Origin of the sequence: Streptomyces sp. NPDC052042, from assembly GCF_044548345.1 — a bacterium.
In the GTDB taxonomy this organism is placed as follows: domain Bacteria; phylum Actinomycetota; class Actinomycetes; order Streptomycetales; family Streptomycetaceae; genus Streptomyces.
The window spans coordinates 1-12,745 of the sequence record NZ_JBIUBU010000016.1 but is presented as its reverse complement, the minus strand read 5'-3'; the positions used below and the strand labels follow the sequence as shown (position 1 = coordinate 12,745).

Annotated in this window: 11 protein-coding genes; 5 read left to right on the top strand and 6 right to left on the bottom strand. The window is 68.6% G+C overall.

What is annotated here, in order from left to right; translation table 11 throughout:
• The first annotated feature begins 81 nt into the window (after positions 1-81).
• Positions 82-1,050, top strand: coding sequence for a LysR substrate-binding domain-containing protein (locus ACIHCL_RS24070; protein WP_399864647.1), 969 nt, complete (start codon positions 82-84; stop codon positions 1,048-1,050).
• A gap of 60 nt (positions 1,051-1,110) precedes the next feature.
• Here ACIHCL_RS24070 and ACIHCL_RS24065 read toward each other — a convergent pair whose 3' ends face one another.
• On the bottom strand, positions 1,111-1,389 hold the full coding sequence (locus ACIHCL_RS24065; RefSeq protein WP_399864646.1) for a hypothetical protein: 279 nt from the start codon (positions 1,387-1,389) through the stop codon (positions 1,111-1,113).
• A 504-nt stretch (positions 1,390-1,893) separates the two neighbouring features.
• Here ACIHCL_RS24065 and ACIHCL_RS24060 point away from each other — a divergent pair.
• The 3 genes from ACIHCL_RS24060 (at position 1,894) to ACIHCL_RS24050 (ending at position 4,732) form a co-directional block, all read left to right on the top strand.
• Positions 1,894-2,331: an amino acid ABC transporter permease gene (locus ACIHCL_RS24060; RefSeq protein WP_399864645.1), complete on the top strand. Its 438-nt coding sequence runs from the start codon at positions 1,894-1,896 to the stop codon at positions 2,329-2,331.
• Between the two features lie 2 nt (positions 2,332-2,333).
• A complete protein-coding gene (locus ACIHCL_RS24055; RefSeq protein ID WP_399864644.1) occupies positions 2,334-4,130 on the top strand; it encodes an alpha/beta hydrolase in 1,797 nt (598 codons plus the stop codon).
• Positions 4,131-4,240: 110 nt separating this feature from the next.
• A complete protein-coding gene (locus tag ACIHCL_RS24050) occupies positions 4,241-4,732 on the top strand; it encodes a hypothetical protein (RefSeq protein WP_399864850.1) in 492 nt (163 codons plus the stop codon).
• Positions 4,733-5,061: 329 nt separating this feature from the next.
• Here the strand turns inward: ACIHCL_RS24050 and ACIHCL_RS24045 are convergent, their stop codons facing one another.
• From ACIHCL_RS24045 to ACIHCL_RS24025, 5 genes are all read right to left on the bottom strand, one after another.
• On the bottom strand, positions 5,062-7,464 hold the full coding sequence (locus ACIHCL_RS24045) for an FtsX-like permease family protein (protein ID WP_399864643.1): 2,403 nt from the start codon (positions 7,462-7,464) through the stop codon (positions 5,062-5,064).
• Positions 7,461-8,147, bottom strand: coding sequence for an ABC transporter ATP-binding protein (locus ACIHCL_RS24040; protein ID WP_399864642.1), 687 nt, complete (start codon positions 8,145-8,147; stop codon positions 7,461-7,463). Before ACIHCL_RS24040 ends, ACIHCL_RS24045 begins: the two co-directional genes overlap by 4 nt.
• Positions 8,144-8,668 (bottom strand): PadR family transcriptional regulator, encoded by a 525-nt coding sequence (locus ACIHCL_RS24035; protein WP_399864641.1) that lies wholly within the window; start codon positions 8,666-8,668, stop codon positions 8,144-8,146. The genes ACIHCL_RS24040 and ACIHCL_RS24035 overlap by 4 nt, the downstream gene beginning before the upstream one ends.
• A 145-nt stretch (positions 8,669-8,813) precedes the next feature.
• Positions 8,814-9,143, bottom strand: a complete 330-nt coding sequence (locus ACIHCL_RS24030) for a hypothetical protein (protein WP_399864640.1) — start codon at positions 9,141-9,143, stop codon at positions 8,814-8,816.
• Entirely contained in the window at positions 9,140-10,111 is a 972-nt protein-coding gene (locus ACIHCL_RS24025; RefSeq protein WP_399864638.1) for an SPFH domain-containing protein, read from the bottom strand. Before ACIHCL_RS24025 ends, ACIHCL_RS24030 begins: the two co-directional genes overlap by 4 nt.
• A 220-nt stretch (positions 10,112-10,331) precedes the next feature.
• Between ACIHCL_RS24025 and ACIHCL_RS24020 the strand changes: the two genes are divergently transcribed.
• Positions 10,332-12,575, top strand: coding sequence for a transglycosylase domain-containing protein (locus ACIHCL_RS24020; RefSeq protein ID WP_399864637.1), 2,244 nt, complete (start codon positions 10,332-10,334; stop codon positions 12,573-12,575).
• The last annotated feature ends 170 nt before the right edge of the window (positions 12,576-12,745 follow it).

Below are 12,745 nucleotides of genomic sequence, written 5' to 3'. Positions count from 1 at the left end.
TGGACGGTCACCACCTTGGCACAGAGTGCATTGATAATGGAAATAGCTATAATCGGTCGTGTTGATCGGAGGTGCCTATCAGTGGCGCGCGGTAATCACGGCCATCACGGCCACCGGACGAAACAGCCCAGCCTGTCGCAGCTGCGTGCCTTCACGGCCGTCGCCGAGCATCTGCACTTCAGGGACGCGGCGGTGGCCATCGGGATGAGCCAGCCGGCGCTCTCCGGTGCCGTGTCGGCGTTGGAGGACACGCTGGGCGTGCAGCTCATCGAGCGTACGACGCGCAAGGTACTGCTCACGCCGGCGGGGGAGCGGCTCGCGGCCCGGGCGCGCGCGGTGCTGGACGCGGTCGGCGAGCTGATGGAGGAGGCCGAGGCCGCCCGGGCGCCCTTCACCGGGGTGCTCAGGCTCGGCGTGATCCCGACCGTCGCCCCGTATCTGCTGCCGACCGTGCTGCGCCTGGTCCACGACCGCTATCCCGAACTCGACCTCCAGGTGCATGAGGAACAGACCTCCTCGCTGCTGGAGGGACTGGCCGCCGGACGACTGGACCTGCTGCTGCTCGCCGTGCCGCTCGGGGTACTGGGAGTGAGCGAACTTCCGCTCTTCGACGAGGACTTCGTACTGGTGACGGAGCGGGACCACTGGCTGGGCGGGCGCGCCGACATCCCGCGCGAGGCGCTGCGCGAGCTGCCGCTGCTCCTGCTCGACGAGGGACACTGCCTGCGCGACCAGGCGCTCGACATATGCCGGGAGGCGGGGCGCACGGAGGGCGCGGCGGTCACCACGTCCGCGGCCGGGCTCTCCACGCTGGTGCAGTTGGTGGCCGGGGGGCTGGGGGTGACGCTGCTGCCGCGTACCGCGGTGACGGTCGAGACCGCCCGCAACGACGCGCTGGCCACCGGGTACTTCGCGGAGCCCGCGCCCTCGCGCCGGGTGGCGCTGGCGATGCGGACGGGGGCGGCGCGGCACGAGCAGTTCGAGGAGTTCGCGGAGGCGCTGCGGGAGGCCATGCGGACGCTGCCGGTCCGGGTGACGGGCGGCCCTTAGAGGCAATACCGCTGCTCCAAGGGCTTCTATGGTGTTTGCTGGCGGGTTTGGCGGGTGGGATCAGTGTGACTGTTCCTGCTGGTGGTCGTGGTGGGTTGCGGTGATGGGGGGGGTGAGGTGCCAGTTGGACATCTTGCGTTTGATGACACGGGGGTTGGTGCGTGGTCTGCGGGGTGGCTGGATTCGTTCCAGCAGTTCACGGCTGGTGTGGGAGAGGGCTCGTTTCAGCAGTGAGGGGGAAAGTGCTGCCTGGTCGGTGACGTGGCGGCGGGCGGCGTTCAGGGTGCGCGTGAAGGAGACCCGGTCCGGGGCGAGACCGGATTTGATGATGCCTGCCACAGTTCGAAGACCGTGATGCCCCGGTCGGCCGTCATCAGCATCTCGGGCCCGAGCCGGACCGGCAGGCTGGTCTTAGGGTGTGTCAGGCGCGGGAGTGCCTCCCCTGAGAGTCCGCACCCCGTGGCCCGTCACTCCGTGCGTAGCCCGTCCGGGCCCTGTTGCTCCAACGAGGCCTGTTTGAGGCGTAGGCGGAGGTCTTCCGCCCGGGAGGCCGGACGTTGGTCGATCGAGCCCGAGCGGGGGCGCGACGCTGTGAGCAGCGGCTCGGTGCCGGGAAACCCCAGGACCTATGGCGGTCGTCCCGGATGGTCGGCAACGGGCAATATTTCAAGCCAAGTTACCTATGCAGACTTTCCCAGGTACGGATACTGCAGGCCGGAATGTGAGTGATCGTACGGACGTCACTTGGCGCACTGGACACGTAGGATCTGCGACTGCAACCTCAATGAGTGCGACGGACCCATGGGGTGCCCGGTGGCATCCGGGACGCGGGGGAGACCAGACATGGCCTGGGACGAATGGGAACAGCTCAAAGCCGATGCGGCGCAGCGCCACACTACACAGACGCAGATCAACAGCCTCCAAGACGAAGGCGGATACGCGACGTCGACTGGTACAGGGGGCAGGCTGAAGCACAAAGGCGGACCGTGGACCGAGGCCGCCGGTACGGCTGATGACCTGCAGACCACCACGAGCACGTGCAGAGTGGAACTCCGCTCCGCTCACGAGGGCATAGGCGGAGGTCTTGAAGGGCTGGCCAGCCTTGGCTCGCTGAAGACCGTACTCAACTCCTGGGAAGAGCGCCTCAAAGCGGTTCGGGAAGAGTGCAGTTCACTCGAACCCAAGCTGCGGCAGGTGGCTGTCGACCTCAGAGAGGTGGACATCGAGGCGGGTGCCAAGACCGAGGCAGTGAAGGTTCCTGGCACGAGGATGGGACAGTAGCCATGGCGTCCGGACTCACCTGGCAGCAGCTCCGCGACCTCAAGCTGTCCGAGCTGACCGACGCAGCTGACGGTTGGGCTGTGCTGATGCGTCGTGCTGATGTCGCACGCGAGCGCGTCGACGGTGACATGAGCGGAAAGCTCACCAAGACGCAGGAAAGCGAGTCGGCGGAATCGGCCGTCAAGCGGCTAAAGCGCCTCAGCGAGAACTACCACTATATTCAGACCGAGGCGGGCCTGATCCGAGGCACACTTGATGGCCTGGCCACCGAACTCGCTGCCCCGCAGCGCCGGTTGTGTGATGCTCTCGACGACCTGACCTCCCTGGGCTACAAGGTCAACGGCAACGGCAGCATTGACTACCCAGCCGGCGGCAAGAACGCGATGACTGGTGACGCGATACCGGGTGGCTCCGTGATGGGTAACAACGGTCTGATCGGCGCTGGGAACCCCGGTCAGTACCGCGACGCCAATGGCATGTACGACCCCGCTCTGGGGCCGGATGCCCCGCAGTTGAGGAGTCCCAACCCCCACCGAGCCAGGGCTCAGGATGTCGCGGACCGCATTGCTCATGCCCTGAGTGAGGCCTGCCTGATTGACGAACGGTACAGTTCGGCGCTTCGAGAGCTCAAGGCTGTGCCCGGTCTCACGGTTGACAAAAAGACCTGGGCGAACGTGGCGGGGGACGTTACCGCCGTGGGAAACGCGGCCCGTGAGTATCTGACAGATCAAGTGCTGGACAAGTCACCGGCTGAGCGCAAGGAATGGTGGGACCACTTGAGCAGGGAAGAGCGCCAGGAGTACATCACGGCCTTCCCTGACGTGATCGGGAACCTCGACGGCATCCCGGCTACGGTGCGTGATGAAGCGAACCGCGCGAACCTCCCCTTGGTGATCGCCAGCCTCGAAGGCCAGACGGCCGACGGCGCACAGGACAAACTCGCAGGTCTGAAGGGTATTCAGTCCAAGTTGTCGCACGATTCAAAACCACCCATGTACCTGCTTGGGTTTGGAACAGAGGGGAAAGGCCGAGCAATAATCAGCTACGGCAACCCCGACACCTCCAGGAATGTTTCCTCGTACGTGCCGGGCCTCGGTACGGTTCTCGACAAAGAATTCGCGGAGGACACTGTGCGCAGGGCCTACCGGACCGCGAAGGGTGCCCAAGCATTAGACCCGTCCAGTGCCTCCATCGTCTGGCTGGGCTACGACGCACCCGGCTTCAAGGATGTCATGTGGACGACCAACGCGAACAAGGGCGCGCCTGCCTACAACTCGTTCATGGACGGCATTCAGGCGACCAACGAAAACGAGGACCCGCACATCACAGCGATCGGCCACTCCTACGGATCGCTCACCGTAGGTACCGCGGCCCGGCAGGAAGGCGGCATCCCGGGTGCTGACGACATCGTCCTGCTCGGCAGCCCGGGCGTCGGGGCCGACAACGCTTCGGAATTGAATGTCGGCAAGGGGCACGTTTTCGTCAGCTCCGCTGAAAACGATCCCGTGACAAAACTGCCCGCAAAAAAGGATCTGCTCGGCGTGGTCAGCCCTATTTTAGGGATAGCCGTAGCGGGAGGCCATGACATCTGGTTCGGTACGGACCCGGCGAGTAGGGAGTTCGGGGCCACGAGAATGGAGAGCGACGACGGTCCGCTCCCGCTCTGGCTGTCGGGTCAAGGCCCAACTCCCGCGCATTCTGGTTATTTTGACCCGGACAAGAACCGTTCAGCGGCGGACAATATCGCTATGATCGTTGCCGGACGTGCAGACTCGATCACTACAGAGGCCCCGCGGTGAAGTGCGTTCCCACTCGAATCGCCGTCCCTATGCTTGCCGTAGCCTTCGTAGCAGGCTGCGGGGGTGGCGGCATTAATTACCATGCTCCCCAAAGGAGTTCCGGCGTGAATATGCAGCAGGCTGCGGACAAGGCTGACCGGCTCATCGGTAACACGCTGTCTTCTGTGCACCCTCCCTTGGAGTGGACGCACGATGAATCCGATAGCGGAATGTGCCGCGGTGCCTCGGGGCTCGGCGACGTCACGCGTCGTGCTGTGGTCATGACTCAGGTTTCAGAGGAACGCAGAGGTTCGCTTCTCGGAATTATCGAACGGTCATGGAAGAAGTCGGGTTACACCATCACCAAGGTCAACCCCGACAAGACGTTCCCCGCCGTCTATGCCGATGCCGGTGACGGAGTATTGAGGATGGGCTTGCTCGTCGGGTACAAGGGACAGTTCTTCCTGACTGTTCAAACGGCCTGCGTGGACGAGTCGAAGGTGGCGCAGCCCTCCACTCCAGGGAAGGGTACTGACTACCGCGGGAAGGCCGTGCCCACTCCCAATGTGCACTCCGACTTCTGGTCGTCCGACAAGCCGGTCTCTTCGAGTTCTCCAAGCTGAAGCCGACAGCACTGCCGTCGGTAAGTCCGGTGTGAGCACACGACCAGCGCCGACTCACTCCAACCACCTGGGGAGCAGGAGTGAGCGGCGTCGCGAGGCCCGGCACGTCCGCTCGCGGCGTTGCCGGACACCGCTCCTTGCCGTACTCCCTCTTGCTCCCCAGATCGTAAGGATGTTGGCGCTTCGTCAGCCCGTGGGCGCGAGGGGGACCGGTAGGGGTCCGGCGGCCTTGTTCCACTGCCGCCTGCCGCCTGCCGCCTGCCGCCTGCCGCGCGGAGGGCGCGGGGGCGCGGTCCCTGAGGAACCGCACCCCCTTCACCTACGCGCCGTCACTCCGTGCGCAGGCCGTCCGGCCGCATCATGCGCCACAGGGGCGGCAGTGACAGCAGGGTGACGAGCAGGATCAGCGCGGCGCCCGCCCCCGCCAGCGGCAGGAACAGCCACCAGTCGGTCACCTTCTTGCCGACCATGCGGATCATCGCGGCCCCCAGGCCGACTCCGCCGACGACCGCGACCGCCAGGCCGATGAGCACCGGAACGGCGGTCTGCCAGAGCACCGACCAGCCGAGCGTCGAGGGCCGGGTGCCGAAGGCGACCAGCACCGACAGCAGGCGCTTGCGCTCCCGCAGCTGCTCCAGCTGCGAGACCAGCATCGCGGCGGCGATCAGCAGCAGTGTCGCGGTCGCACCGGCCTGGAGACCCCGCTGCACGGTGAGGTACTGCCGGTCCTTGGCCACCGAGGTCAGGGCGACGATCCGCATCCCCGGGTCGAGTTCGGCCGCCGTGTTCCGTACGTACTCCGAGACGTCCTTCACGCTCCGGTCCACCTGGATCTGCGCGTTGGTCGTGGCATGCGGCAAGGTGCTCGGATCGATCGCGCCGGGCGTGGCCACGATGCCCGTGTGCTCCTGGCCCATCGGGTCGAGGCGGGTGGTGACGGTCGGGGTGTCGGCGGGCAGGGTCCACAGCACCGACTTCCCGCCCGGCTGCCATCCCACCAGATAGTTCAGCTCGACCGGCTTGCCCTTGCGGGCGGTCTGGCCGATCCGGTCGGCCTGCTCCTCGTCGCCCTCGGGGTGGGCGACGAAGACGTCGCCGTCCTCGCAGGAGCCGATCCGGGTGATCTCGCGCAGGGTCGGGCAGTCGCCGATGACCAGCGAGGTGGTGGGCCGGGCGTCCTCCGCCTCGTACTTGCCCGGTTTCACCGCGAACGACTGGACCAGGCCGATGACGCCTGTGACGCCCTCGGTGGCCCGGAACTTCTCGATGGTCCGGGTGGCCGCGTCACCGCTGACGACCTCGGAGAACGTGTAGAACTGGGCGCGCCGCTCGTCCTGGCCGGTGAGCCGGTTGAACTCGTCGCCCACCGCGACGAACAGCATCTGCAGGGCCACCGCGCCCGCCACCGCGACCGTGATGCCGCTGACCGCGCGGGAGGCCGCGCCGCTGCTGAGCTGGAGCCGTCGGGTGGCGAGCTGCCAGGGCACCGGGCCGCCGCGCAGCCGGTTCACGCACGCCTCGATCAGCCAGGGCAGCAGCAGGGCGAGTCCGACCAGCACCAGTACTGCGCCGCCCGCGACCGGATACGGGTTCACATCGCCGTGCGGCTCCACCTCGCCGGTCAGGACGAGTACCGCCAGGCCCGTGACCGGGACCAGCAACCGCCACCAGAGCCGGCGCCCGTGGTCGCGGCTGCCGCGCACGACGCCGAGCGGTTCGATCACCACCGAACGCATGGCGAGCAGCGTGACGAGGACCGCCGCCACCGGCACCGCGACCACGACCAGCGCCGCGAGCCAAGGGGCCGGGACCAGGTCCGCGGGGAAGGCACTGAGGTCCCACACCACGACGGAGCCCATGAAGTGCCGCCCCACCAGGAAGAACGCCACACCGGCCAGGAGGCCGAGCATCGCCCCGAAGAATGCCTCGCCGGCCGCGATCCGGCGGGTCGTCCGGATGTCCGCGCCGACCAGGCGCAGCGCGGCGAGCCTCCGGTCGCGCCGGTCGCCGCCGAACCGCACCAATGTCGCGATGAAGATCGCAACCGGCATCAGCAGGACGACGCAGATCAGGATGATCAGGATGATGAGCATCGGCGCCATGGGCTCGGGCGGTTCCGGGTTGCCGTAACTGGCGATCCGGTGTCCGCCGTTGTCGGTGGTCAGCGTGGCGCTGCCCGCGTAGAAGACCAACTCGCCCGGGGAGACCAGGCCCGGGTCGGCGATCGTGCCGGTGATCCGGTAGGGCAGCCGGTCCCTGAGCAGGCTGCCCTCCGGGGAGCCGAGCAGCTCCTTCAGGGCCGGGGAGACCACCATGTCGCCTGCTCCGGGGTGGCGCTCCACACCCGGCGGGACGACGGGGTGGGCCCCGTCCGGACGCATCAGGAAGCCTTCGACGACGCGGCCGCGGTACTCGGTCGTCGCGTTGACCCGGACCACCGTGGTGGACGACTTCTTCACCGCTTCGTCCGGCGAGTCGGGCCCCTCGCTCACGGAGCGCGCCTGGCTGCGCGCGGAACGCTCATCGATCAGATGTGGCGCGGAGGCGGCCGTGAGCAGCAGCGCCACGCCGAGGCCGACGCCGACGGCGGTCAGCAGGGTGCGGATCCAGCCCTCGCGCCCGCCCGCGGCGGCGAACCGGATGCCCAGGGCGAGGTCGCGCAGCGAGGAGGGGGAGCCGGCGGGCCGGGGCGGCGAACCGGCCGTGGCCTTCGTGCCGTCGAGCAGGGTCATGCCGTGTGCTCCAGGTCGAGGGCCCGGCCGTCGCGCACGGTGACGTCGCGGTCGGAGTACGCGGCGACCCGGGCCTCATGGGTCACCAGCACCACGGCGGTGCCGGCGGACCGGGCCGCCTCGGTGAGCAGTTCCATGACCCGTTCGCCGTTCAGGGAGTCCAGGGCGCCGGTCGGCTCGTCGGCGAAGATCACCTTCGGCGACGCGGCCAGTGCGCGGGCCACGGCGACCCGCTGGCCCTGTCCGCCGGAGACCTCGCCGGGGCGGTGGCCCGCGACACCGTCGACCTCCAGGCGTTCCAGCCAGTGGCGGGCGGTGCGTTCGGCGTCCTTGCGCCGGGCCCCGTTCAGGCGGAGCGGCAGGGCGACGTTCTCCACACAGGTCAGTTCCGGGACGAGCTGGCCGAACTGGAAGACGAAGCCGAACTCGGAACGGCGCAGGGCGCTGCGTTCGGCGTCGGACATCGCGGAGAGCTCGCGGCCCGCGTAGGTGATCGTGCCCCGGTCGGGGGTGACGATTCCGGCGAGGCAGTGCAGCAGGGTCGACTTGCCGGAGCCGGAGGGGCCCAGCACGGCGACGACCTCACCGGGGTGGATGGAGAAGGAGGCGCCGTCGAGCGCCGGGGTGGAGCCGTAGGACTTGTACAGTCCGCTGGCGCTGAGCAGGGAGCCCACGGGAATCACGGACCGACCTCCTCGGCCAGTCGGTCCAGCCGGGTCGCGGTCACTTCGAGCCAGCGCAGATCGGCTTCGAGGTGGAAGAGCGCATGGTCGCAGATCAGCTGGTCGGCGAGGTCGCCGCGGCGCTTGCGCTCGGTGAGGGCACGCATGAGGCGCAGGTGCTCGGCCCGCTGGGTGTCCAGCAGGGCCCTGGCGCTGCGGCCGGTGAGCAGGGCCAGGACGACCTTGGTGTAGAGCGTCGACTGGAGGTACGGCTCGGGCCGCTCCGGTCGGGCGAGCCAGGTGTCGACATCGGTGATCCCGGCCTCGGTGATGGCGTAGCACTTGCGCTCGGGACCGCTGCCGCTCTCGATGCCCTCGACCTCCACGAGGCCGTTCTTCAGGAGCCGGGACATGGTCGCGTAGACCTGGCCGTAGTGCAGGGGCCGGTCGTGGCCGAACTTCTCGTCGAATGCGCGCTTGAGGTCGTAGCCGTGGCGGGGGCCGGACTCCAGGAGTCCGAGCAAGGTGTGGCCGATAGACATGCCCTGCACTGTACATGGTGTGTATACACCGGATGTATATCCGGGCCGGGAGGTGCGCGGAAACGCCCGACGGCGGGGCCCGGAGCGGAGTGAATCCGCTCCGGGCCCCGCCGTCGGATGGTGCGGGGTGGTCCTGATCCTGTCCCTAACCCTGCCCTTGCTTCGGGCCCGGGTCCGGGTTCGGGTCCGGGGACTTGGGCGGGCGTCCCCGGCGCGGGATCGGGCGGGCCGAGCCCGGCAGGCGGCCCGCCTCCGTCAGCGCCCTGCGCAGCAGGAACTCCACGTGCGCGTTCGCGCTGCGCAGCTCGTCGGACGCCCAGCGGGACAGCGCGTCGTGCACCGCGGGGTCCAGCCGGAGCAGCATCTGCTTGCGCCGCGGCGCTGTCCGGCGTCCGCCGGCGCCCGGGGCCCCGGCGGGCGCCGGGGGTTCGGGCGGCCCCGTGGCTTCCGGGAGGCCGGGCGTCTTTTCGGTCATTGGTAGAGCGTGCCCGTGTTGAGGACCGGCTGTGCGGCCCGGTCACCGCAGAGCACCACCATGAGATTGCTGACCATGGCCGCCTTCCGTTCCGAGTCCAGTTCGACGATGTCCTGCTCGGCGATCCGGGCCAGCGCCATCTCGACCATGCCGACGGCGCCCTCCACGATCTGCTGCCGGGCCGCGACGACCGCGCCCGCCTGCTGGCGCTGGAGCATCGCGGAGGCGATCTCGGGGGCGTAGGCGAGGTGGCTGAAGCGCGACTCGATGATCTGCACACCGGCGGCCCGCACCCGGGCGGTGAGCTCCGCGGCCAGCTTCTCGGTGATCTCCTCGGCGTTGCCGCGCAGGGAGAGCCCGTCCTCCTCGTGCGCGTCGTACGGGTACTCGATCGCGATGTGCCGGACGGCCGCCTCGGTCTGGGTGGCGACGAACTCCACGAAGTCGTCGACCTCGAACAGCGCCTGCGCGGTGTCCTCCACCTTCCAGACGACGATCGCGGCGAGTTCGATCGGGTTGCCGTAGGCGTCGTTGACCTTCAGGACCGCGGTTTCGTGGTTGCGCACCCGGGTGGAGATCTTCTGACTGCTGGTGAGCGGGTTGATCCAGCGCAGCCCGTCCGTGCGGATCGTGCCGACGTACCGGCCGAAGAGCTGGATGACCCTTGCCTCACCCGGTGCGACCATCTTCACGCCGGTCATGCAGAAGAACGAGGCGATGACGAGCAGGAGGCCGAGGATGAAGGTCGTGACCCCCACGGCGGTGCTGCCGTTCGAGCCGACGACGACGCCGATGACGTCGAGCGCGATCCCGGCGAACACCCCCAGCACCGTCAGCAGCAGACCGAGTCCGCCGGGGATGCTGTGCGCCGTCACCTCTCTCACCTGCGGATCGGGCAGTCGCGGGGTGTCCGGCGCGAGGTCGGCGGCCGGCGCGGACACGGTGTGCTCGGCGGTGCGTTCGGTCATGGGGTCCCCCGTTACGTCGGCAGATCGTGTGCTAGCAATGTGATAACACATTTCTGGTTTTCGCAACCCTGGGCGCCGCTCGTGAGTCGGTTCCTTAGAGAGCGCGTGCTGATTGTCACGTCCGGAAAAGTCCGCATCGCTTGCTTTCCGTCCGTGTGGACGGTGTTAGCTGAGTCGAGCCGACCATCCGGTCGAGTGGAGAAACAGGAGCGGAACAGCGATGGGTCGAGCGGACGCGCGACGAGCCCAGCAGCGCGGAGCGCGGCGGGCGTCGAAGAGGGGCGGCATACGCGGACTCTTCACCTGGCGGAAGATGCTGGGCGCCTTCTTCGGGCTCTGTCTGCTGGTCATGGGTGCCTGTGTGGCGCTCTACCTGTACGTGGACATACCGAAGGCCAACGCCCTCGCGGAGCGGCAGAGCAACGTCTACCAGTACAGCGACGGCACCCTCCTGACCCGTACCGGTGACGGGGTCAACCGCCAGAACGTGGACCTCTCCGAGGTCCCCGTGGACGTGCAGCACACCTTCGTCGCCGCCGAGAACAAGACGTTCTACCAGGACAAGGGCGTGGACCTGAAGGGCACCACGCGCGGCATCCTGAACACGCTCATGGGCAAGGGCAAGCAGGGCGGCTCGACCATCACCCAGCAGTACGTGAAGAACTACTACCTGTCGCAGGAGCCGACGGTCAGCCGCAAGCTCCAGGAGCTGGTGATCTCCCTCAAGATCGACCAGAAGATGGAGAAGAAGGACATCCTCGCCGGGTACATCAACACGGCCTTCTACGGGCGCGGCGCGAGCGGCATCCAGGCTGCGGCGCAGGCGTACTACGGGGTCGACGCCAAGGACCTGAACGTCGCCCAGGGCGCTTACCTGGCCTCACTGCTCCAGGCCCCGAGCCAGTACGACTGGGCGACCGCCACACCGACCGGCCGGAAGCTCGTCAGGGAGCGCTGGGACTACACGCTCGACAACATGGTCGAGATGCGCTGGCTCGACAAGGCCAAGCGCGACACCCTGAAGTTCCCCGTCCCGATGAAGCCCAGGCCCGCCCCCGGCATGGAGGGCCAGGCCGGTTACCTCGTCGAGGCCGCCAACAAGGAGCTGGACAAGCAGGGCATCACGGCGGAGGTGCGGCAGGCCGGCGGCTGGACGTTCACCCTCAACATCGACAGGAAGCGGCAGAAGGCCCTGGAGAAGGCGGTCGACGAGCGGCTGGAGTCCAAGCTCGACCGCAAGAACAACAAGGTCGACGCGACCGTCCAGGCGGGCGCCACCTCCCTCGATCCGAAGACCGGCGCGGTCGTCGCGCTGTACGGCGGGGTGGACTACGTCAAGCACTACACGTCCAACGCCACCCGCCAGGACTACCAGCCCGCCTCCACCTTCAAGCCGCTGGTGTTCGCCTCCGCGCTGGAGAACGGGTCGAAGACCCAGAACGGCGACCTGATCGGCGTCAACACCCGGTACGACGGCACCAGCAAGCGGCCCGTCGTCGGCAGCAGCACCCCGTTCGCCCCGCAGAACGAGGACGACGTCAGCTACGGCGACGTCACCGTGCAGACCGCCATGAACAAGTCGATCAACTCGGTCTTCGCGCAGATGGTCGTGGACGTCGGCCCGGCCGAGGTGAAGAAGACCGCGCTGGCGCTGGGTGTGCCCGACAAGAACTTCCCCGAGCGCCCCGCCATCACGCTCGGCACGATGAACGCCTCCACCTGGGACATGGCGGGCGTCTACGCCACGCTCGACAACCACGGCAAGAAGGTCACCCCCTTCATCGTGAAGTCCGCCAAGCACAGCAGCCGGGTGTACGAGCCGGTCGAGGGCATCGGTGAGCAGGTGATCAGTCGCAAGTCCGCCGACACCACGACCTCGGTGCTGCGGGGCGTCGTGGACGAGGGTTCCGGTCGTGAGGCCAACACCACGGCCTACGACGCCGCGGGCAAGACGGGCACCGCGGAGGAGAACAAGGCCGCGCTGTTCGCGGGGTACACCCCCGAGCTCACCACGGTCGTCGCGCTCTTCGGCGAGAACCCCCAGGGCGGCGCCCAGGTCAGTCTCACCGGCACCGCCAACGCCGGACGGGCCAACGGCGGCGGCTTCCCGGCGCAGATCTGGGCCGGCTACACCCTCGCCGCGCTGAACGGCGGATCCTCCGCGAGGTTCGACCTGGAGGACGTCGAGCAAGGGCAGTCCACTGTGCGGCACACCCCGTCGAGCCCGCCCTCGGCGCCGGAGAGCCCCGAGCAGACCCCGGTCCAGGAGCCGACCCGTCCGGAGCAGACCCCCAGCCGGTCGGCGGAGCCGCCGCCGGTCCAGACGCCGCCCGAGGTGCCGCCGAGCCAGTCTCCGGAGACGCCGACGAGCCAGACCCCGGGTCTCCCGGGCGACGGCCAGGACCCCGGCGGGCCGGGTGACAACGGCAACGATTTCGCCGGCAACAACCCGCCCGTGCGATGAGCCGGCCGTGACGGCGAACCGGCCATGACGACGTGGGGCGGGGGGGGGGCCCCCGGGGGGGGCCCCCCCCCCCCCCCCCCCCCCCCCCCCGGCGGGGGGGGGGGGGCCGCCCCCCGGCCCCCCCCCCCGGGCCCCCGGCCCCCCGGCGGGGTCAAACCTGGGCCCCCAAC

Excerpts from the sequence above, each read along its gene's own strand:
- ACIHCL_RS24055 (WP_399864644.1), top strand. The coding sequence starts at position 2,334 with ATGGCGTCCGGACTCACCTGGCAGCAGCTCCGCGACCTCAAGCTGTCC.
- ACIHCL_RS24060 (WP_399864645.1), top strand. The coding sequence starts at position 1,894 with ATGGCCTGGGACGAATGGGAACAGCTCAAAGCCGATGCGGCGCAGCGC.
- ACIHCL_RS24020 (WP_399864637.1), top strand. The coding sequence starts at position 10,332 with ATGGGTCGAGCGGACGCGCGACGAGCCCAGCAGCGCGGAGCGCGGCGG.
- ACIHCL_RS24050 (WP_399864850.1), top strand. The coding sequence starts at position 4,241 with ATGCAGCAGGCTGCGGACAAGGCTGACCGGCTCATCGGTAACACGCTG.
- ACIHCL_RS24025 (WP_399864638.1), bottom strand. The coding sequence starts at position 10,111 with ATGACCGAACGCACCGCCGAGCACACCGTGTCCGCGCCGGCCGCCGAC.
- ACIHCL_RS24030 (WP_399864640.1), bottom strand. The coding sequence starts at position 9,143 with ATGACCGAAAAGACGCCCGGCCTCCCGGAAGCCACGGGGCCGCCCGAA.
- ACIHCL_RS24045 (WP_399864643.1), bottom strand. The coding sequence starts at position 7,464 with ATGACCCTGCTCGACGGCACGAAGGCCACGGCCGGTTCGCCGCCCCGG.
- ACIHCL_RS24035 (WP_399864641.1), bottom strand. The coding sequence starts at position 8,668 with ATGTCTATCGGCCACACCTTGCTCGGACTCCTGGAGTCCGGCCCCCGC.